This is a genomic window from Formosa haliotis, assembly GCF_001685485.1.
Classification (GTDB): Bacteria; Bacteroidota; Bacteroidia; order Flavobacteriales; family Flavobacteriaceae; genus Formosa; species Formosa haliotis.
Window position 1 is genome coordinate 1,079,090 of the sequence record NZ_BDEL01000001.1, and the last position, 20,725, is coordinate 1,099,814.

At 33.9% G+C, this 20,725-nt stretch carries 20 protein-coding genes and 1 pseudogene; 17 read left to right on the plus strand and 4 right to left on the minus strand.

Translation table 11 applies throughout. The features are described 5' to 3' along the window. The first annotated feature begins 637 nt into the window (after positions 1 to 637). The 16 genes and pseudogenes from A9D35_RS04555 (at position 638) to A9D35_RS04630 (ending at position 15,464) form a co-directional block, all read left to right on the plus strand. A complete protein-coding gene (locus A9D35_RS04555) occupies positions 638 to 1,279 on the plus strand; it encodes a PmeII family type II restriction endonuclease (protein WP_218017753.1) in 642 nt (213 codons plus the stop codon). Between the two features lie 81 nt (positions 1,280 to 1,360). Further along, complete coding sequence (locus A9D35_RS04560; RefSeq protein WP_066219620.1) at positions 1,361 to 2,773, plus strand: DNA cytosine methyltransferase; 1,413 nt, start codon at positions 1,361 to 1,363, stop codon at positions 2,771 to 2,773. A 688-nt stretch (positions 2,774 to 3,461) separates the two neighbouring features. After that, entirely contained in the window at positions 3,462 to 4,088 is a 627-nt protein-coding gene (locus A9D35_RS04565; RefSeq protein ID WP_066219623.1) for a hypothetical protein, read from the plus strand. A gap of 172 nt (positions 4,089 to 4,260) precedes the next feature. Next, positions 4,261 to 5,151, plus strand: a complete 891-nt coding sequence (locus A9D35_RS04570; RefSeq protein ID WP_066219626.1) for a hypothetical protein — start codon at positions 4,261 to 4,263, stop codon at positions 5,149 to 5,151. Between the two features lie 20 nt (positions 5,152 to 5,171). Continuing rightward, positions 5,172 to 5,384, plus strand: coding sequence for a hypothetical protein (locus A9D35_RS04575; protein ID WP_066219628.1), 213 nt, complete (start codon positions 5,172 to 5,174; stop codon positions 5,382 to 5,384). A 102-nt stretch (positions 5,385 to 5,486) separates the two neighbouring features. Continuing rightward, positions 5,487 to 5,723: a hypothetical protein gene (locus A9D35_RS04580; protein WP_066219631.1), complete on the plus strand. Its 237-nt coding sequence runs from the start codon at positions 5,487 to 5,489 to the stop codon at positions 5,721 to 5,723. Positions 5,724 to 5,873: 150 nt separating this feature from the next. Beyond that, positions 5,874 to 6,959, plus strand: coding sequence for a Fic family protein (locus tag A9D35_RS04585; RefSeq protein ID WP_066219633.1), 1,086 nt, complete (start codon positions 5,874 to 5,876; stop codon positions 6,957 to 6,959). 41 nt (positions 6,960 to 7,000) lie between these two features. After that, entirely contained in the window at positions 7,001 to 7,411 is a 411-nt protein-coding gene (locus A9D35_RS04590) for a hypothetical protein (RefSeq protein ID WP_066219635.1), read from the plus strand. 104 nt (positions 7,412 to 7,515) lie between these two features. After that, positions 7,516 to 8,175 carry a hypothetical protein gene (locus A9D35_RS04595; RefSeq protein ID WP_141675472.1) on the plus strand — a complete coding sequence of 220 codons (660 nt, stop codon included), beginning with the start codon at positions 7,516 to 7,518 and terminating at the stop codon, positions 8,173 to 8,175. 43 nt (positions 8,176 to 8,218) lie between these two features. Continuing rightward, positions 8,219 to 8,515, plus strand: a pseudogene (locus A9D35_RS04600) (cysteine peptidase family C39 domain-containing protein); the annotation flags it as partial. A 300-nt stretch (positions 8,516 to 8,815) separates the two neighbouring features. After that, complete coding sequence (locus A9D35_RS04605; RefSeq protein WP_066219645.1) at positions 8,816 to 10,861, plus strand: polysaccharide lyase family 8 super-sandwich domain-containing protein; 2,046 nt, start codon at positions 8,816 to 8,818, stop codon at positions 10,859 to 10,861. A gap of 330 nt (positions 10,862 to 11,191) precedes the next feature. Continuing rightward, the gene (locus A9D35_RS04610) at positions 11,192 to 11,377 is read left to right on the plus strand and encodes a hypothetical protein (RefSeq protein ID WP_066219649.1); all 186 of its coding nucleotides are present in this window, start codon (positions 11,192 to 11,194) and stop codon (positions 11,375 to 11,377) included. 133 nt (positions 11,378 to 11,510) lie between these two features. Continuing rightward, complete coding sequence (locus A9D35_RS04615) at positions 11,511 to 12,173, plus strand: succinate dehydrogenase cytochrome b subunit (RefSeq protein ID WP_066219651.1); 663 nt, start codon at positions 11,511 to 11,513, stop codon at positions 12,171 to 12,173. 7 nt (positions 12,174 to 12,180) lie between these two features. Further along, a complete protein-coding gene (locus A9D35_RS04620; protein ID WP_066219653.1) occupies positions 12,181 to 14,091 on the plus strand; it encodes a fumarate reductase/succinate dehydrogenase flavoprotein subunit in 1,911 nt (636 codons plus the stop codon). A gap of 6 nt (positions 14,092 to 14,097) precedes the next feature. After that, a complete protein-coding gene (locus tag A9D35_RS04625; RefSeq protein ID WP_066219656.1) occupies positions 14,098 to 14,841 on the plus strand; it encodes a succinate dehydrogenase/fumarate reductase iron-sulfur subunit in 744 nt (247 codons plus the stop codon). Between the two features lie 188 nt (positions 14,842 to 15,029). Continuing rightward, entirely contained in the window at positions 15,030 to 15,464 is a 435-nt protein-coding gene (locus A9D35_RS04630; RefSeq protein ID WP_066219658.1) for a hypothetical protein, read from the plus strand. A gap of 195 nt (positions 15,465 to 15,659) precedes the next feature. Here A9D35_RS04630 and A9D35_RS04635 read toward each other — a convergent pair whose 3' ends face one another. Then, positions 15,660 to 16,259: an MCP four helix bundle domain-containing protein gene (locus A9D35_RS04635; protein WP_066219661.1), complete on the minus strand. Its 600-nt coding sequence runs from the start codon at positions 16,257 to 16,259 to the stop codon at positions 15,660 to 15,662. A gap of 256 nt (positions 16,260 to 16,515) precedes the next feature. On the opposite strand from A9D35_RS04635, the gene cuyB reads away from it, so the two are divergent. Continuing rightward, on the plus strand, positions 16,516 to 17,940 hold the full coding sequence (gene cuyB, locus A9D35_RS04640; RefSeq protein WP_066219665.1) for a cysteate racemase: 1,425 nt from the start codon (positions 16,516 to 16,518) through the stop codon (positions 17,938 to 17,940). 87 nt (positions 17,941 to 18,027) lie between these two features. Here the strand turns inward: cuyB and A9D35_RS04645 are convergent, their stop codons facing one another. From A9D35_RS04645 to A9D35_RS04655, 3 genes are read right to left on the minus strand one after another with little or no spacing between them, the layout of a single operon-like run. Further along, positions 18,028 to 18,615 carry a LutC/YkgG family protein gene (locus tag A9D35_RS04645; protein WP_066225769.1) on the minus strand — a complete coding sequence of 196 codons (588 nt, stop codon included), beginning with the start codon at positions 18,613 to 18,615 and terminating at the stop codon, positions 18,028 to 18,030. Then, positions 18,608 to 19,975 carry a lactate utilization protein B gene (locus tag A9D35_RS04650; RefSeq protein ID WP_066219668.1) on the minus strand — a complete coding sequence of 456 codons (1,368 nt, stop codon included), beginning with the start codon at positions 19,973 to 19,975 and terminating at the stop codon, positions 18,608 to 18,610. Before A9D35_RS04650 ends, A9D35_RS04645 begins: the two co-directional genes overlap by 8 nt. Positions 19,976 to 19,983: 8 nt before the next feature. Beyond that, positions 19,984 to 20,721, minus strand: coding sequence for a (Fe-S)-binding protein (locus tag A9D35_RS04655; protein WP_066219671.1), 738 nt, complete (start codon positions 20,719 to 20,721; stop codon positions 19,984 to 19,986). Positions 20,722 to 20,725: the final 4 nt, after the last annotated feature.

A 20,725-nucleotide genomic window follows, 5' to 3' on the forward strand; every position in this document is an offset into this window, starting at 1 on the left:
ATTCATATAGGAAATCCTAACAACTAAAACAGTTTTATTGAAAGAACTAAAATTCATCATTTACTCATAATTCTAAAAAATTAATTTTGTAGAGGGAATATATTTATTCATAAAAATTAGATTTAAACTCACCTTTTACCGTATAAATAAATGTTTTATAGGTTTAAAGGAGTTATGCTTCATATTATAAACATACGATTAACCATCAATACACAAATAATAACAATCTGTTTTTTGGGGTGTGGAATATTGCAAGAATTAAAATCTACAATGGAGTTTTCTGAGCAACTTCACTATGTAAGGTTAATTTATGAAACTTTTTATTATTACGGTAATCCGTAATATTTTCTTACAAGAAAGTAATATCTTTAGGGATTAAATAAACGACATCCCTTTTCCTTCTCTAGATATAGTGAGATTTAGTGTGGTTAAAAGGAGTTAGCGGTAATTTCAGTAAACCACCGAAATTAGAAACATAACTTGCTTGAAAAATATTACTTTTACTAAATAATAGGATTTAGAATTATCATATGAAAAAACTAGAGTTATCAGAAGTTAAAAAATACGTAGAAGACAATATTGGTGATTTCCACAAAAAAGAGTTGATAAACTTGACCAACTACAATTAAAGACTGTTTTGAGGAAGAAAAATCCATATTTATTCAAGGCAAAGAATATAATGACAGCTCAGGAGTTAATTCAAGGAGTTGTTGATGCTTTTATTTCATCTAGCGAAGAAGGAATATTTGGTAATTGGTTAGAAGGACTGGCAGTATTTGTTAATGGAAAAGTTTACGATGGAAGAAAATCTGGGATTCCTGGGGTTGATTTAGAATTTGACAATAATAATGTACGATATATAGTTTCGATAAAGTCTGGTCCAGCTTGGGGTAATGATAGCCAAATCAAAAAAATGGTTGACAATTTTAATTCTGCAAGAAAGGTACTTAGGACATCTGGCTCTAATGTAAATGTTATGGCTATAAATGGTTGCTGTTATGGAAGAACAACACCTAAGAATAATTACAAGCAAAAAGGGGATTATTATAAGTATTGCGGTCAAGTATTTTGGAGTTTTATATCAGGAAACAATAATTTGTACAAAGAAATTGTAGAACCTCTTGGTTATTTAGCACAAGAAAAAAATGAAGACTATATAAAATCATATACTCAAAAAATCAACCTTTTTACAAAAGAACTAGCGAATGACTTTTTTAAGGATAATGGAGAGATTGATTGGGATAAACTATTAGAATTCAATTCAAAAGGAAATATTTAAAATTTTGCTTTAATTTATACTATAATACATCTATCTTTGGTACTTTGTAATATTTCGCAAACGAAAGTATGTTAAGTACCAATGATAAGTGTAAAAACAGCATCAGAAAGATTAAATATTTCCCCGCAACAAGTCAGAAATCTATGTAGGTCTGGTAAGTTAAAGAGTGAAAAGTTAGGCAATGCATGGGTTATTGAAGAATCAAATTTGGAATACTACTTCGACACTACCTGCTCTGGAGTAGCTGAAGACCAAGCAAAATATGAAACTAAGAAACAATCAAAAGATACTCCAATAGCATTAAGTTTCTTTAGTGGAGCTATGGGGTTGGATATTGGCTTAGAAAAAGCTGGTTTTAAAACAATATTTGCAAGTGAGATTAATAATGCTTGCCGAAAAACTATCTTAAAGAATAATCCTGAGATTAACCTAATTGGAGATATTTTAGATTACTCTCCACAAGAGATTAAAAAGATATCTGGATTAACCGAAAATGATGATATTGATTTAATTGTAGGTGGACCACCTTGTCAAGCATTTAGCACAGCAGGTAAAAGAAAGGGCTTTGAGGATAAGAGAGGGAATGTATTTTTAACATTTATTGATATTATTATAGCTTTAAGACCTAAATATGCAGTAATTGAAAATGTTAGAGGTTTATTGTCAGCTCCTTTAAAACATAGACCACATAAATCAAGAGGAGATGAGTTTGAAGAGCTAACTGCTGATGAACTGCCAGGGGGAGCGCTTAATCATATAATTAATAAACTAAGAGAAAGTGGATATGCTACATCCTTTAATCTATATAACTCTGCTAATTTTGGTACTCCCCAAAAGAGAGAAAGAATTGTAATTATTTGTTCACGAAATGGAGAAAAACCTCCGTTTTTAGAACCAACACACTCTGAGCATGGAATAAATAATCTTCCAAAATGGAGGACATTTAAAGATGCTGTATCTAGGTTATCAGATTCTAATCATGATTACATCAACTTTCCTGAAAAAAGGTTGAAGTATTATCGTATGATTAATGAAGGTAAAAACTGGCGTAGTTTGCCAATAGAAACACAAAAAGAAGCTATGGGGGCATCTTTCTATTCAGGTGGTGGAAAAACTGGATTTTTAAGACGGTTGGCTTGGGATAAACCAAGTCCAACATTATTAACACATCCAGCTATGCCTGCAACAGACCTTTGTCATCCAATAGAGAACCGACCTTTGAGTATTCAAGAATACAAAGCAATACAAGAGTTTCCCGAAGATTGGCAGATAGAAGGGAGTATTCTTGAACAATATAAACAAATCGGCAATGCTGTTCCTGTTGGGTTAGGCTTTGCTGTTGGCAAACTTTTAGTGAAACTAATTAGAGGACAAAAGATAGAAAATTTCAAAGATTTTAAGTTCTCGCGATACTTGAATACTGATGATAAAAGCTGGCAACAAAATTTTAACAAGCAACGAAAGAAAACAAATTCATATACATTGGAATTGTAGTAAGTTGCTGTTAATAAGAAAAACTACCGCTAATAATGTGTCATAAGTAATGTGGGGAACGTAGTGTTTATAAGAGTTTGTATGTTTTTTTTAGCCCCGCCAAAACTACGATTTGACAGGATAAATAAAAATTGAAAGTTAACTGTAAAATCGTAGTTTTGGCTACTTAGGTATTTGAGACAGTTGTGGGTTAAATCCCGCACTACTCATACACGAGCCGTCAGACTGTCTAATAACTATTGCTTTTTTAGTTACATTTTCAAGAAGTTCTCAAGTAATTTCCAGGTGATTTTTGTATCTTTTAGTTATGAAATTCATACCTGGAAAAGACCGAAAACAGACCTGCCTTTTTCCTGTTTCTCTTGATGATTAAATAGATTCCGAGAATAACGTAAGGTCTATAGATCAATTTCCTATAGTTGTTGCTGAAGCTAAAACCCCCATTCGTCCAGCGATAAGTTGGTTAGATAGTGCACATGAAGTTCATGATATTTATGAAAATACAATATGTACCACACACCTATCAGTACCATGGGTACGGATAGCAAAGAAGATTTTGAAAACATCTTTGAAGATATGGATTTAAACTCTACCAAATTAAGAAAAAGCCCTGCACTCGTAACAAGATTATCGCTAAAATACTCACGCATTTTAAACTAAGTTTAAGATGACAAAAAGAATATTGTAAATGGAATTAGGTCTGGAAATTATTTTTTCTATAATAGGTACGATAATAATAATTGTTCTAATAGGTATTATTGATGTTAAAGAAAAACGTATTAAAGTTTTAGAAAAAGCTTTAAAATCAGCACATACGGAACTAGAAAGGGGTTTTAAACCTAGAAAACCTTCAAATGTTGGTTCAAATAATAGCCCTAAAGACTTCATTGTACCCGAAACTAAACCACTTTCAACATCTAAAACAACAGCAAAAAGAGAAATAAATTTTGCTAATCTTAAAAAAAGTGAAGCCACCTATTTTATAAATAATGATCAAGATGAATATTTCCTAACTGTGGAAAATACACGGTTCTCCAATATTAATAAGGCTAAACCCGTATGGTGGTTCGATATTCCACCTGAATTGTTTAAAAATGATCTACACTTAATTTTAAATACGAAGAGCAAAATGTATTGGTTGCGAATTCCCAGAGGCACTTTTGATTTACCCCAACAACATTTTTATATTAGACAAGACAATAACAAAGTACAGCTAAGGATCTCAACTGAACGAGGTAATTATTTCATGAGAGACATAGCGCCTATGAGCCGTGGTGTCGGTTTTGAGAAGTATATTGTTAAAGAATATAGGTAAATTCCTATTAGGATATAACCCAATAAAATTAATCTGGCTAAAAATCAAATATGATGTCTAATGGCAAAATATCTAATTTAAAATGGTTATACATAAGTGTTAATCTAAGAGTTGCTGTATTAGAATAAAATACATAATTTTAGATGTTTTTATTGTAATAATTTCATAAGTGATGTCAGATAAAAAAGGCCTTACAATAAAGCAGGTTTACGATTTAGTTTGGTCGAAACCTCTTATTACTGTAGCTAGGGAACTCAATATTGATGCCTATACCTTACGTAAAATATGCAAGCAACATAACGTTCCCATGCCAAAATCTGGCTATTGGCAAAAACTGAAACATAATAAAGAGGTTTCTAAAGAAGTGCTTTCTTCAGAAATAGAAAAGGACCCAACTCTAATCATTAAATTAAATGAAAATGGTCATCTTATCTATAAGCAACAAACCAAGGAAGCAGATAAAATAAAAACTGAAATAGAAAGTATAGGGAAGTTAACAGTCCCTGAAAAACTCTCAAATCCACACAAGTACATTAAAGCCACTCGGGAAAACCATAAGGCTATTAAAATCAGAAACCGTACCAGAAATTGGGACATAAAAATAGATGAAACCAATGTATTGAGTGTTAGTGTATCAGATGAATTGTTTCCAAGAGCATTAAGGTTTATGGATACATTGATAAAAGTAATGGAAATACGGGGATATGGTATTACAGCATCTCGAAAAACAACCATAGTGTTAAAGACGCAATCCTACAATATACGTTTAATTGAAAAGCATAAGAGGGTAAAACGGGAAACAAATAACAGTTGGCCTGAATTCGATCTGGTGCCAACAGGAAACTTGTGTTTAAAAATCGATAGATCATATCCTATAAAAGAATGGGGAGATACTAAAACAACAGTTTTAGAAGATAAAATAGCAGACATTTTAGCCTGGATAGAGTTAAAAGCGGAAGAGGATAGAAAACAACAAATAGCTAATAGAATTTGGTGGGCTGAACAAGAGAAAATTCGTAAAAGAAAGAAGCCATACAAGAACAAAAAGAGCGAGAACTTTTAAAATTTAAAGCATTACTAGCAATGGCAACCCGTTGGCAGAAAGCAGAATATTTACGTAATTTTAATAAGGCATTAGAAAGTCATGATGTTAAGCTTCAGTTTGAAAATGAAGTAATAGAAGACCCTGTACAATGGGTAAAAGACATAGCAGATTGGTACGATCCTTTAATTGAAAAAGAAAATCCCTTAATGGAAGGTATCGATAAAGAGACCTTAACTTTTAACAAAAAATAAGGCTATAGTAGTAACATTATATCTTTAAGTTCTAATTGGATATATGAACTTAAACCAGATGAAATAGGTTGCTATAAAATTCTAAAAGTTGCAAGCAGAAAAATGCCTCTAGACAATTCATTAAACTTCCAAGATATTGTTCCTAAAATAGTAGGATATTCTGGTGCAGAAATTGTTTTCGTTGTTAAAGAAGCTGCAATAAATGCACTTAAACGATCTGTAAATGTTAAAGATATTATCATAGAAAACTATCGGATAGATATTGACCTTAATAAATTAAAAATAACAAAAAATGAATTTACTTTGGTAATTGAAAAACTAAAAGAGAATACATTATAATAGGCGAAAAGTCAGAAATAAAACGATGCACAACAAATTACTATACTAAAAATCAAAAGTAAATATTACACTTATACACCTTACAAAGGTAAATTTTACCTATATTTACTCTCGTTAATAAAACGTGAGTAAATATTACCCTTGTTCAAAATGACAGATTTTAATAGAGATACGCCTTACAATACCTTACCACTATTGCCTCCCAATAAAATGTTGGAAACAACAAAAGTGTTGCGTAAAACTATTGATGCCAGTAGAGCATTAGCACAGCTTAATGGTATGCTCACTAATTTGCCAAACCCAACATTATTTTTAGACACTATTCATTTACAAGAGGCAAAAGCAAGTTCCGAAATAGAAAACATTATTACAACTAACGATGATTTATACAAATCTTTAGTTGCCGATAAAAAGTTTGATAACCCTGCAACAAAGGAAGTACTAAGTTATAAAGAAGCGCTTTGGAAGGGTTTATACGATATAGAAAAACGCCCGTTTATAAGTACAAATTTATGCATAGACATAGTGCAACGCATAAAAAAGAATACGGCAGGAATAAGAACCACTCCTGGTACTGCTCTAAAAAATGCTAAAGGGGAAACGATTTATACACCACCGACAGGAGAAACTGTTATAAGGGAGAAATTAGCCAATTTAGAAACGTTTATTAATGAAAATGATACCATAGACCCATTAATAAAAATGGCGTTAATGCATTATCAATTTGAAGCCATACACCCGTTTAGTGATGGTAATGGAAGAACAGGACGCATCTTGTTATTACTCTATTTAAAACTAGAAAAACTATTAGACACACCTGCTATTTATTTAAGCGAGTATATTATAAAAAACAAAGCAGATTATTATAATAAATTACGTGAAGTCACCGAAAATAATGATTGGGAATCGTGGATATTATATATGTTAGAAATGGTAGAATATACCGCTAAAAAAGGTTTAAAGCGTTTAAAAGTTGTTACCGAGTTAATGGAGCAAATGACATCTGAAATTAAAGAAAAATTGCCTAAAGCATATACTAAAGAACTTGTAGAAATACTTTTCAGGTTACCTTATACCAAAAGACAATTTTTAATTGATGAAAAATTAGGAACCCCTAAAACAGTAGGTAATTATTTAATGGACTTAGAAGCTGCAGGCTTTTTAATGTCCGAAAAAGTTGGTAAAGAAAAACTATACCTCAATCATAGATTAATGGCTGTATTAGAGCAGGCTTAATTTATATTAGAAAAAAAATAAAACACCATTAAATTTAAACTATGAACTTCATTAAGAATAAAGTATTTCAAATTACATGTTTGTTTTTTTTTGTCCTAGAATTAAACGCTCAAATCATTGAAACAAAGTTAGCACCAGGGGTCGATGAAACGAATACTGAATTTATGGAAATCTTTGATTTATGGAAATCTTATTTGAAAAATAGCCCTGATAAAATTTATGATAATCCTTATTGGAATTTAAAAGAAAAAGAGAGTTACAAATCTTATGATTTGTTAAATTCTCATGGATTTTTATCTCCTTCATTATATGGGTTAAATGTTAAGAATGTCGTGCTTTATATTCAAAAAGAAAAAAATTTTCATGTAATTGTATCAGAATATTATTGGCTGAATCAAGAAGAAATGTACCCTCTAGCCATTACTAAAGTCATTGCTAAAAAAATGATTTAGGTGAATTCAAGTTACATAATTGGTTGCCTTATTACACGAGAAATTGGAAAACAAATAAATCGGGTCTTATTACTTATGTTTATCCATCATCTTATGAGCTAAATATGGATGAAGTGAAAAATGCTAATAAATTTGTAGATAATCTAAATAGGTTGTTTGATTTGGCAGAAGAGCAAATTATATACTATATAAACGAAAATTGTGATAATATTTTTTATTCACAAGGGTATGAGTTTGTGATGTCCATGGGGCGTGAACCAAATCGTTGCGGATTCTTCGATAGTATAAACAACATTGTTTATACTATCGAAGAATCAGGAGCATTCCATAAGCATGAATTAATTCATTTAATAAATAAAAAATTTCCAAAAGCAAACCCTATTTTGCTAAGTGGTTTAAGTATCTATACAGACAGTCCTAATTGTTTATTAGGGAAGCCTTTTATTTATCATGTTGGAAAAGTTCAAGAAATAATTGAAAACAACCCGAACATTGATTTATCAAATTGGTGGGATGTCAAACGTGTAGACAGTATAACGGAACCATTATATGTTACGGGTGCAATATTGTGTGATATTATTTTAGAATTTGGAGGAATAGAATTTTTCAAAGATGCATTACAAAGTGGCTATGAGGACCAAGACCTGTTAAATTTCTTTGATACAAAAATGGGGTTAACAAAGAAAGATTTAAACATTGAAATGAAAAAACGAATTTATGAAATTTCTGAAATGGAAAAAATGACTTTTTTAATTAAATTATAATATTAGGATACAATGACTACCCCCTAATTATAAACAACCAGATGGTAAAGATTGTAGCCCAACTTGTATAAAGATAATTGCAAAATATTATGATAAAACTATCAGCTTATCTTCTCTAAGGATACTTAATGAAACCCAAAAAGTGGGTAGTAGTTTACTTAATCTTAGTAAAGCAATTAAAGAGATAGGTTTTCGAAGTCTAGGTGTAAAAATAAATTTAAAAGAATTATTTCCAATTCGTTATTTTGACACACATATACCCCACATTTACAAAAGCAACCAAGCAGTCATGGTTTCTAATCTCTTAATATTTATATTTGGTGATATTAAAAGATTTTGAAGGTAATTAAAATTAAATTTCTTTTACTTGACTTTTTTGTAATTAAATTTTCACTTTCTGTACTACGCATGTACCACACACCCACCTAAACCCTTGCTATACCTGAATAGTTAATTACTGTATCGGGAAATAAATCCTACTTTGCTATCCTTTGCTTAATTTATAGTAAATTGTTGCTAAATTTCTTACTTATAAAAAAGGCAAGGTATTACTGTTGAAAAACAGCAATAAACTATTTCCTCCTGTTTATAAAGTTTAGGAGTTTTTATTAAATTTCAGGCTTTTGAACCCTAATTTCTTATGAAAAACATACTTCTTTTGTTTGTTGTTGTGCTCTCTTATACTCAAGCATATACACAGCACAGTCAGCTTTCTATCCTAGAACATAACTGGAAACACTATATTCTAAATGAATCTGTAAATGAAGATATGGTACCTTACTTTTTCAACTTAAGTCCTGTTGGTACTTGGAGCGATTTAGATTATACAAACAGACAACGCGGGCAATGGCCATTAAGAAGTCATTTACTCAGAACCGTAGAAATGGCAAAGGCATATAACCAAAAGGATAATCAATTTTACAGGAATACCGACTTAAAAAAAGCTATACTACAAGCTTACAATTATTGGGTTAACGAGGATATTATAAACCCTAATTGGTGGTATCCTCAAATTGGTGTACCACAAAACATTGGTCTTATCATGCTACTAATGGAGAATGAAATCGATACCGAACCATGGCAAAAAGGTATAGCTATTATGGATCGTGTTGAATTTGGAGAACTTACAGGTCAAAACCTGGTTTGGGTATCATCAAATATTGTGTTACGTTGTATTCTTAAAAACGACACAACGCTCTTAGAACCGGCAACTGCTAAAATTCGTAATGAAATGAAAATGGTCAATAATGCTGAAGGACTTCAACCCGATTATTCCTTTCATCAGCATGGACGCCAATTACAATTTGGAAATTACGGACTCCACTTTCTGGAAGATCAAGTAAAATGGATGTTTATATTAAAAGGCTCACAATACGACTATACGCCTGAACAAATAGAATTAATGCGTAATTATTTCGCTCAAGGACAACGATGGGTAATTTGGAAAGGCATGTATGACATAAACAGTAGCGGTCGACAATTGTTTCCAGACGAGCAGATTAAAAAATACAACCGAGTAAAGAAAGCGGCCATCGAAATGGGAAAAATTGATCCTGAATATTTGTCTTTATACCAATCTATAAGTACAGAAAATGCCTTAGCGGGTGTAAAATATTTTCCGTATTCAGAATTAACTATCAACCGAACGTCATCATATTTTTCATCTATTAGAATGTGTTCTAGCCGAATAAAGGGTTCTGAATCTGGCAACGGCGAAAATTTAAATGGATACTATCTTGCAGATGGCGCCATGTATGTTATGAAAACAGGCGAAGAATATCTTAACATTTTTCCGTATTGGGATTGGCGTAAAATACCAGGTACCACCGCTATTCAAGATACGGTCAAGCTACTTGAATTAGGTTGGGAAAGCTATAATATGGCAAGTGATTTTGTGGGTGGGCTAACTTTTGAAGCTAATGCCATAACCAGCATGCAATATAATCGCGATGGTGTAACCGCCAATAAATCGTATTTTATATTTCCTGAGTTTACGGTATGTCTAGGTTCGGGGATTAATGGAGCACCCAATCAACATTTAGAAACAACTATAGAACAAAATTTTAGTACAAGTCTAATAGCCAAGAATAGCACCTTGTTACAGACCAACAACACTACACACACTAAAAGTCTTTGGCACAATAATTCGGGATATATCATAAATCAAGGGCAGAATATTGTTGCCTGTGTAAAACAAAAAGAAGCCAATTGGACTCCCGTGGTGTCTTGGATTTCCAAAGAAGAATCCGCTAAACCCGTATTCACTTTAGGCATAGATCATGGAAAACATGTGAAAAACGACAGTTATGCCTACGCAGTATTTCCGGCTGTAAAGGAAGAGGATTTTACTACAATTCAGCAACATCCCCCTTACACAATCTTATCGAATACCACAGCTAAACAAGTGGTTCAATTCGGACCATATACTTCCGTAGTTTTTCATAAGCCTGGAAGCATAAACCTATCAGATTCTTTAAGGGTATCCTCTACTGTTCCTGCTATTTTATTATGCAAATTGGATGAAAACGGATTAGATATTTCTATGTGCGATCCTACTCAAAAATTAGACATGGGACAAATCGAAGTTTCTAGAACAACTAATACTAAAACCAAAACATCAACTCATAAAGTTGTTTTTCCAACAGGCACAGAAAAAGGAACTGCTGTTGTATTGAGTAAAATTTAAATCTGTATTTCTTTTCAAATACATGTTTTTCAACAAAAATTAAATAAGGTAAAGGAAAAAACACCTCCCTACATATATAATGCGCTTACTAAAGATAACTTAGAAAAAACCCAAACCGGTACCAATTAAAATAGCAGTGGTTTAAAAGCTTATACCATCCCCTACGCCTTACAACAGAATCTTGTTTTAGTTTGCTCTATACTCGCTAATTTTGTATTTTACAAAGGAAAACACAAAGTATAAAAACTGTTTTAGCCAATACCAACCATGCTCCATCTTAAACCAGAAAAAAATATAGCTTTTAATAGCGGTTAAATAAAAAACTGAATTATGAAAACAATGACCTGTAGGCAATTAGGTGGCGCTTGTAACATAGCTTTTCAAGCAGAAACGTTTCAAGAGATGGCTGAAAAAAGTCAGAAGCACGGAAGAGCGATGTTGGAACTTGGTGACAAACCTCATATAGATGCCATGGAAACCATGAGAAAAAAATCTGAAAACGAAATGAACACTTAGATGCAGGAGAAAAAAGACATGTTTTTAGCATTACCAGAAGACGACTAAAACAGTCCTTTAATAAAAATAGTAAGCCATTTACCTGCTTAGGTCCTAAATCTAATAAAAAGCGACGCTTTAAAAATTAATCTTAATGAATTCACTTTTTTATCGAAAATCGATTATTGCAATAACGGGGCTTTTCCTTTGTGTGTTTTTAATTGTACACCTCTCTGCAAATTGTATTTTATTATTACCCGAAGGTATTGCTAGAGATTTATACAATTCCTATTCTACAACCTTACGAGAAAGTACCTTTATAAAAATTATAGCTTATGCTTTATATGTGTCTATAATTTTTCATGCGTTTTATGCCTTATTAATAACCATACGAAATAGTAAAGCGAAACCTCAAAAATATGTAGTTAATAACAGCAATGCCAATAGCAGTTGGGCCTCTCAAAATATGGGCTTACTTGGTATCGCTATATTGCTATTTATCATCGTGCATTTAGCAAATTTCTGGGCGCGTATTAAACTGGGTATGGGAGAAGAAGTTTCGCTAGATCCTATGGGCAATAAAGATGTTTACGAGGTAACCTATACATTATTTCATAACATCTACTTTGTATTGTTCTATTCGTTACTTGCAATTCCGCTTGCCTTGCATTTACATCATGGTTTACAAAGTGCCTTTAAAACCTTAGGATTTTACAATAAAACAGGTTTAAAAATTCTAGCAAAAGTCTCCTTAATTTATGCTGTAATAATGGGAGTTGGTTTTGGTATTATTCCTTTAGTAATGTATTTCAAATAATAAAAAGATGACATTAGATTCAAAAATTCCAGAAGGAAAACTCGAAGATAAATGGCGTAACTATCAAGTTCGGTCGCAATTAATTAATCCTGCCAACAAGAAAAAACTTAATATAATTGTTGTAGGCTCTGGATTAGCTGGAGGTGCAGCAGCAGCTACACTTGCCGAATCAGGTTACGATGTTAAGTGTTTTTGTTATCAAGATTCTGCTAGACGTGCTCATTCTGTTGCGGCACAAGGCGGAATAAACGCTGCTAAAAACTATCAACATGATGGCGATAGTATTTACCGATTATTTTACGATACATTAAAAGGAGGTGATTTTAGATCGCGGGAAGCTAACACCTACCGCTTGGCAGAATTATCTGCTCCGCTTATAGATCATTTTGTGCAACAAGGGGTTCCATTTGCCCGAGAATATGGTGGCACCTTAGTGAATCGCAGTTTTGGTGGTGTACAAGTACAACGTACCTTTTATGCCCGCGGACAAACCGGTCAGCAATTACTTTTAGCCACCTATTCGCAATTATATAAAATGGTTCAGGCAAAAAAAGTAGAGATGTTTCCGCGTAGCGAAATGTTAGATTTAGTTGTTATTGATGGTAAAGCAAAAGGCATCATTGTAAGAGATTTAGTTACAGGCGAACTAAAACGGTATGCAGCAGACGCTGTTGTTTTAGCAACTGGAGGTTATTCTCGCGTATTTAGACTGTCTACTTTAGCTATTGGTTGCAATGGGAGTGCCTTATGGAAAGCGCATAAAAAAGGAGCTTTGTTTGCCGCACCAAGTTTTACCCAAATTCATCCTACAGCGTTACCACAAACTAGCGACGCCCAATCTAAACTAACGCTAATGTCTGAATCGCTTCGTAATGATGGTCGTATATGGGTGCCTAAACAGCAAGCCGACAAACGAAAAGCGCATGACATTCCCGAAGAAGAACGCGACTATTATTTAGAACGACGCTATCCGAGTTATGGCAATTTAGCTCCTAGAGATATTGCTTCTCGGGCCGCTAAAGAACGAATAGATGCAGGGTTTGGCGTAGGAAATTTAAAAAACGCGGTGTATCTAGATTTCAAATATGCCATTAACAAATTTGGATTAGAAACCATAAAGGATCGCTATGGCAACTTGTTTTCCATGTATAAAAAAATTACAGGAATTGATGCTTATAAAGAACCCATGCAAATTTCGCCCGCAGCTCATTTCTCTATGGGCGGTCTGTGGGTAGATTATGAATTAATGACAACCATTCCCGGTTTATACGCTATAGGCGAGTGTAATTTCTCGGACCATGGCGCAAATCGATTAGGCGCAAATTCTTTATTACAAGCAAGCATAGACGGGTATTTTATTTTACCAAATACCATAAATAATTATTTAGCAACAGAAGTTCAAAAAGAAACTCCTACTATAAATCATCCTGAATTTATCAAATCAGAAGCAGACACAAAGGCACACATCGACCGAATTCTTGCTATAAATGGCAGCAAGACTGTCGATCATTTTCATAGGGTGCTTGGTAAAGTTATGTGGCAAGAATGTGCTATGAGCCGAAATAAACTCGGTTTAGAAAAAGCAATTTCCGAAATTAAAACAATAAAAGATGAATTCTGGAACGATGTTAAAGTCACAGGAACCGATAAAGAATTAAATACCGAACTTGAAAAAGCATTGCGAGTTGCCGATTTTATAGAATTAGGAATTTTAATGTGTAAAGATGCTTTAGAGCGCGAGGAGTCTTGTGGTGCTCATTTTCGTGAAGAGTATCAGACCGAGGATGGAGAAGCCGTTCGGAAAGACGAGCATTTTTCTTATGTATCTGTTTGGCAATACGATAAAGGCGATTTTAAATTGCATAAAGAAATTTTAGAATTTGAATTTGTGAAACCTACGGTAAGAAGTTATAAGTAAAACACTATGAAAGTAACATTTAAAATCTGGAGACAGGAAGGTCCGAAAGATCAAGGAGAACTAAAAAATTATGAGGTGGATGGTTTAACAGAAGACATGTCTTTTTTAGAAGCTTTAGATCATTTAAATGAATTGTTAGTTCTTAAAAACGAGAAAGTCATTGCCTTCGAACATGATTGCCGAGAGGGAATTTGTGGGCAATGTGGGGTATTTATTAATGGTCGTGCTCATGGTCCGCATGACGCTATTACCACCTGCCAATTACACATGCGTAGTTTTAAAGACGGAGACACCATTATTGTAGAACCTTGGCGTGCCTCATCTTTTCCTATTATAAAAGATTTAATAGTCGATCGTTCAGCTTTTGACAGAATTATTGAACAAGGTGCTTTTATAAGTTCTAAAACCGGAACAGCCCCAGAGGCTAATGCCATTCCTATTCCCAAAGATATTGCAGACAAAGCTATGGATGCTGCTGCCTGTATTGGTTGCGGAGCTTGTGTAGCAACTTGCAAAAATTCATCGGCTGCTTTATTTACTTCGGCAAAAATTAACCATTTAAACAATTTACCTCAGGGGAAAGCAGAACAGCACCGACGTGTGGTTGCCATGACAGCCCAAATGGAATTGGAAGGTTTTGGAAGCTGTACGTTTACCGGTGCTTGCGAAGTGGAATGCCCGGAAGGGATTTCTATAGTAAACATTGCAGAAATGAATACTCGTATTTTTAAATCTAAAATTTTTGGGTAACCTAAGGAGACAGTAAATCGAAACACCAAAATAAGACCTCTAGAACTCTGATTCTGATAATATTTTTTAGTCTATTTTATAGAAATTATATTTCTTTTGATCGGATATTTTCATAACTTTATTAATTAGACCGTTAATTTTCAACCCTTTTATACGTGTTTAACTTTTACGAATCACCTTATTCACCAATGAAAAAAATTACAATTTATAGACCAGAAGAACGATTTAATACAAATTGTACCTATGACATATTAGTTGGAAATAAGGTGCTAACGACTATTAAAAACGGAGAAGAAAAAATTATTGAAATCCCTGATGGACTTGAGAATGAAACTTTAAAAGCAAAAATTCAATGGTGTGGAAGTAAATCATTAGAGCTTAAAAATATTTCCGAAAACCAAAAAATTAGTATTAGCGGAAATGAATTTCTAAATAAACAAATGCCTTTGTCTGGAGCACTAATTCCGCTTATTGGATTAATGGTTTTTAATTTGAAAATTTTTCCTAAAAATATAGGGATTGCTTTTTTTATTGTTTTTTTGATTGGAATTATTGGAACCATAACCGTTTGGAGAAATAAATGGCTGCATATTAAAATAGAAGAAAAACTTTTCCCGCTTTAAAACAGAATCAGCCTTAATCACTTTCGAATGAACTGCGATCATTCCCAAGTTTATTTGAGATATAAAGTTATAATTTTCATTATCGTGAATTACACTTAATAATGTATTAAACCTACTTCTACCCCATTTTAATCGCATAAAACCTGCTTAAAAAAGTCAATTTCTAATGGCTTAAATACCAAACAAAATTCTGAATTAATCCTTTGGTTTAGGATTATACATCACAATAATCTGAACTACTATAGCCAAGAAAACCAACATAAAAATCTCGATTTGTGTAAACAATTGCACCGAATCTAGAGCACGTTTACTAATAGACATTTGTCTGCTTCCTTCGTTAAGCTGAATTTTAGACAAATCGTCTAGGTTGGCCTTTAAATCTTCTATAGTACCGATAACAGGAGTACGATTACTAAAACCAGAGCTTAAATATTGGGTTTCGGCATCTTTTAATCCGGAAAGATTACTTTTTAAATCCTCGAAAACTACTTCTTCTTCCGGAGTTAGTTTGGTTTGCTCAAACCGCATCACTAAAGATTGTAAATGCGTGTTGACATTTGCATTATGGCTACTAAAAAAAGTGGAATCGGATACAGTTAGGGCCAATTCTTTTTGATGTACAGACTTTAGCATTTCAAAAATTAAATCATTGGCAATTAAGCGATCTTCGTAAATGGTTACAACAGAATCGCGAACACGAATAAAATTATTTCTATCGATTAGATTCGTAGCCATGATTAAAATAAAAATCATCAGAATTCCGAGTATCCATTTTAACTTATTTAAGAATGCCATAATTACCAATTTTAAGCGGTTTAAACCATGGTTAAATATACTAAAAATGCTTACAATACAAAGGGGATATATTATTGTATACTAAGGATTTCTCAACAAAATACTATAAAAATTATCTGATTAATTATTATTTACTAGTTTAGGCGCTTCAAGTTGTACTCTTTCTCATTTTCTAGATGGAAATGGAGTCTCAAAATAAAAAGAAAAACACTAAGGTACAACGCGTAAGTTTTCAATAAAAATTCTTAAAAATAGTATGGAAAAAATTGCTGTAATTGGTGGCTTAGGAGCTTTGTCTGGAGCCGATTTATTTTTTAAACTACTTAAAAACAAATCCGCTTTAAAAAATCAGAAGCATTATCATTTCATTTTTGAACAACAACCTTACAGCCAAATTGAATCTGCCTTATTTGAAGCTCAGGATATAAAATCCAGAAAATTTTATACGTTTAATTTATGTAAAAATTTTGAGCAGAAACAAGTTTCTAAAATTCTTATGCCTTGTTTTGCAAGCCATTCCTTTATAGAAGAATTACAAAAGGAAACATCCATTACTATTGTCAATATTTTTGATGCCATAACCCATTATCTCCATTCTAATTTTGAAAAAGGAACAAAAATAGGTGTGCTTACGTCTAGTTTTGTAAAAGAATCGTCCTTATTAAAACACTATTTTCAGGACTACGAATTAATATATCCTACCAATCAAAGTCAATTAATGCAGGCCATTTATGGAGAATCGGGAATAAAAAACGGCTACTTAGATGGCTTGCCATTAGAGTATGTTTACGAGGCTTGCATGGAGTTAAAAACAAAAGGTTGCGAAGTTATTTTGCCATGTATCACCGAAATCTCATTACTGGTAAATCAGTTACAAACCAGAGGAATTTCGATAATCGACGTGAATGAGGTGTATGCAGATTACGCTTTGGCTAAAGGACATAGCGAGCCCGTTAAGCCCTTTAAATTGGGAATTGTTGGAGGTGTTGGTCCTTCGGCAACGGTCGATTTTATGAATAAGATTATTCTAAGTACGCCAGCAGAAAAAGATCAGGATCATATAAAAATGATTGTTGAACAAAACCCGCAGATTCCTGATAGAACAGCAAATCTCATTCAAAACGACACCGACCCCACCCTCGCCTTATTTTCAACTTGCAAAAAACTAGAAGCGGCGGGCTCTCATGCTATCGCTATACCGTGTAATACCGCGCATGCCTTTTTAACAGAAATCCAAGAGCATCTTAATGTACCCATTGTGAATATGATAACCACCACTGCGGAATACATTTTAGAACATTTTGGAAAAGACTCTAAGGTTGGATTATTGGCTACCAGTGGCACCATACAAAGTAAGGTTTATTTTCAGGTTCTTACCCATTACGGACTTCAGGTTGTGATTCCAGATGAAACCCATCAAAACTATGTGATGGACAGTATTTACGGTAAATTTGGTGTTAAAGCTGGATATACGCAGGGGCACTGCAAAACACAAATTCTTAAAGGCGTGACCTACCTGATAAAAAAGGAAGCTCAAGTTATTATTTTGGGGTGTACAGAATTACCGCTCATGTTCCCTCAACCACAAGAAGAGAAGCATAGCCACACCAAGGTTGAGTTGATTGATCCTACTTTAATTTTAGCAAAACACATCGTGAGTTTAGCGAAATCAGCTATTTAAAGCTCTCCTTAAAACAGGTCAACAAAATTTACTAAAACACGCTTTCAATAGGTTTAGAAAACATCCGCATACACACTAAAATTGGAGTTAAACCAAAAACACAGATAAGCTTAACGCCCCATGAGCGCCAATAACTAACGATTGCTCGATATCTGCAGTTTTTGATGGGCCAGAAATAAAAACACCAAAATCGGTATCTTCAACATTTAGTTTTTGGTAGGCTTGATGCATAAACGGCATAAGGTGTTCTTGATGCACCACTAAAACCAAATGTTTGGTTATAAAAGGTAGTACACGCATAGGTAGCAAGTTGTCTTTAACCCAAACGGCGCCATTTTCGGCAACACCTAAATCGCTTTCTAAGACCAAAACATCTAAATCTTCTAAATCTTTTGGATTGGTCAATGTTTCAAAATCGACCGTATTAAACTGGCCGGTATAATCAAGGGCCGAATATTTTACTTTGGCTTCTGGAAACAAAGTACCCACATGATTCATTACCTTGTCTTTGGAATCCACTTTCACCACTTGTCCGCCAGCTGTTTCTACTTTTAAAACAAATTCATCTACCAAAGCTCTAGAATCCTCAAATACCTCTAAATCGATAGTCGGTATACTTAATAGTTCTGGTTTATTGCTTTTTATGCTTGCTAATATGTCATTTCTACTACTCATCTTTTTTTCTTTTTTTGTACCATTCATCAAAACTTTCTTCAGGTCCCGATGGTAAATCGCGTGCATTTCCCCATACATTAGGTTTCGAATTAATTACACCTTTAGGCAGATTTCTTAAGGACCAACGCGCTGCCTTTCCCACTTTTTCGAACGTGGCAGGTTTGGCGAACATCGTACCCATAAATTTCATAGATGATTTTTTCACAAAAGGTTGCGGCACTTCTTTCGTTATAATTTGTCGCCATTTATAGAGTTGTGTATGAATGTCTATTTTCACCGGACATACATCCGAACACGATCCGCATAAGGTGGAAGCAAATGGTAAAGTACTGTGCTTGGTTAAATCTTTTCCGGGTGATAAGATCGAACCTATAGGACCAGGAATCGTGGCATCGTAACTATGTCCGCCACTACGTCTGTAAATCGGGCAGGTATTCATACAAGCACCACAACGAATACATTGCAGAGAAGCTCTAAAATCTGGACGACTTAACTGCTCGGTTCTGCCGTTATCAACAATAACGATATGCATTTTAGCACCTTCACGAGGCTTTCTAAAATGAGATGAAAAAGTTGTAATGTGTTGTCCAGTAGCGCTGCGCCCCAATAATCTAAGAAAAACACCTAAGTGTTCTTGTTTTGGAATAATTTTTTCTATCCCCATACAGGCGATGTGAACAGGAGCTAAATGTGCGCCCATATCGGCATTACCTTCATTGGTACAAACCACAAAACCACCTGTATCTGCAATCGCAAAATTAACCCCTGTAATGGCCGCATCTGCATTTACAAATTTTTCTCTAAGGTGTTTTCTAGCTTCTCCGGTTAAGTATTGCGGATCGCCAGCACAGGGCTTCGTACCCAAATGCTCTTGAAACAATGCGTCGACATCTTCCTTAGTTTTATGAATCGCGGGTAGTACGATATGGCTTGGCGGTTCTTTAGCTAATTGCACGATGCGTTCCCCTAAATCCGTATCGATAACTTCTATACCATCGGCTTCTAGAAAAGGGTTTAAATGACATTCTTCGGTGAGCATCGATTTACTTTTCACCACTTTTTTAGCATTGTGCGCTTTTAAAATACTGTGTACTATTTTATTATGCTCATCGGCATTTTTAGCCCAATGCACCTGCACACCGTTTTTTAATGCGTTTTCTTCAAACTGAATTAAATAATTATCAAGATTAGACAAGGTATGCGCCTTAATCCCTTGTCCTAAATTACGTAAAGCCTCCCACCCTGTAACAGAATGAGCAGCCTTATCGCGTTTATGACGTACAAACCAAAGGGCTTTGTCGTGCCAATTAACTTTCTTTTCGTCTTTATTAAATATAGCTGCCGCTTGTGAATGACTCATGTTTTAATTCAATTTACACTGTTTAAAATTTCGGCGATATGCAACACTTTTAAAGGTTGTTTGTTTCGTGTTATCAACCCTTCCAAATGCATTAAGCAAGACGTATCTGTAGCGGTAATAACTTCTGCCCCGTGATCTAAATGATCTTGAACGCGATCTTTACCCATTTTTACAGATATCGCTTCTTCGGCCACCGCAAAGGTTCCTCCAAATCCGCAACATTCATCTTCACGGCTTAGTTTAATAATTTCTGTGCCCGTCACTTCGGCTAACAACTCACCGATATACGAATATTCTGGAGTTACTTTTTCTGAACACGATCCTAAACGCAATCCTCGTAATCCATGGCAACTTTTATGAATACCCACTTTATACGGAAAACTTGCACCAACATCTTTAATTTTTAACACATTGAGGATAAAATCGCATAGTTCGTAAACATTGTTTCTAACATTAATAACATCTTCGGTTTGCGGAATCACATCAAAATGCTTTTTAACGTGATAGGCACAACTTCCAGAAGGGGTTACAATATAATCGAAGGTCTTAAAATTGTTTACAAAATGTGTACAAGCGCCTACAGATTCGTTTTCGTAACCCGAATTAGCCATAGGCTGACCACAACAGGTTTGCCCTGAAGGATACACCACATCCACATTTAGTTTTTCCAACAATTCTAAGGTTGCTTTTCCTACTTGTGGATACAATTGATTGATATAACAAGGGATAAATAATCCTACTTTCATTTTT

Coding starts and splice junctions, on each gene's coding strand:
- A9D35_RS04625 (WP_066219656.1), top strand. CDS start 14,098: ATGAAAGTAACATTTAAAATCTGGAGACAGGAAGGTCCGAAAGATCAA.
- A9D35_RS04655 (WP_066219671.1), bottom strand. CDS start 20,721: ATGAAAGTAGGATTATTTATCCCTTGTTATATCAATCAATTGTATCCA.
- A9D35_RS04565 (WP_066219623.1), top strand. CDS start 3,462: ATGGAATTAGGTCTGGAAATTATTTTTTCTATAATAGGTACGATAATA.
- A9D35_RS04575 (WP_066219628.1), top strand. CDS start 5,172: ATGGCAACCCGTTGGCAGAAAGCAGAATATTTACGTAATTTTAATAAG.
- A9D35_RS04605 (WP_066219645.1), top strand. CDS start 8,816: ATGAAAAACATACTTCTTTTGTTTGTTGTTGTGCTCTCTTATACTCAA.
- A9D35_RS04650 (WP_066219668.1), bottom strand. CDS start 19,975: ATGAGTCATTCACAAGCGGCAGCTATATTTAATAAAGACGAAAAGAAA.
- A9D35_RS04630 (WP_066219658.1), top strand. CDS start 15,030: ATGAAAAAAATTACAATTTATAGACCAGAAGAACGATTTAATACAAAT.
- A9D35_RS04645 (WP_066225769.1), bottom strand. CDS start 18,615: ATGAGTAGTAGAAATGACATATTAGCAAGCATAAAAAGCAATAAACCA.
- A9D35_RS04560 (WP_066219620.1), top strand. CDS start 1,361: ATGATAAGTGTAAAAACAGCATCAGAAAGATTAAATATTTCCCCGCAA.
- A9D35_RS04620 (WP_066219653.1), top strand. CDS start 12,181: ATGACATTAGATTCAAAAATTCCAGAAGGAAAACTCGAAGATAAATGG.
- A9D35_RS04595 (WP_141675472.1), top strand. CDS start 7,516: ATGGATGAAGTGAAAAATGCTAATAAATTTGTAGATAATCTAAATAGG.
- A9D35_RS04585 (WP_066219633.1), top strand. CDS start 5,874: ATGACAGATTTTAATAGAGATACGCCTTACAATACCTTACCACTATTG.
- A9D35_RS04570 (WP_066219626.1), top strand. CDS start 4,261: ATGTCAGATAAAAAAGGCCTTACAATAAAGCAGGTTTACGATTTAGTT.
- A9D35_RS04590 (WP_066219635.1), top strand. CDS start 7,001: ATGAACTTCATTAAGAATAAAGTATTTCAAATTACATGTTTGTTTTTT.
- A9D35_RS04610 (WP_066219649.1), top strand. CDS start 11,192: ATGAAAACAATGACCTGTAGGCAATTAGGTGGCGCTTGTAACATAGCT.
- A9D35_RS04635 (WP_066219661.1), bottom strand. CDS start 16,259: ATGGCATTCTTAAATAAGTTAAAATGGATACTCGGAATTCTGATGATT.
- A9D35_RS04580 (WP_066219631.1), top strand. CDS start 5,487: ATGCCTCTAGACAATTCATTAAACTTCCAAGATATTGTTCCTAAAATA.
- cuyB (WP_066219665.1), top strand. CDS start 16,516: ATGGAAAAAATTGCTGTAATTGGTGGCTTAGGAGCTTTGTCTGGAGCC.
- A9D35_RS04615 (WP_066219651.1), top strand. CDS start 11,511: ATGAATTCACTTTTTTATCGAAAATCGATTATTGCAATAACGGGGCTT.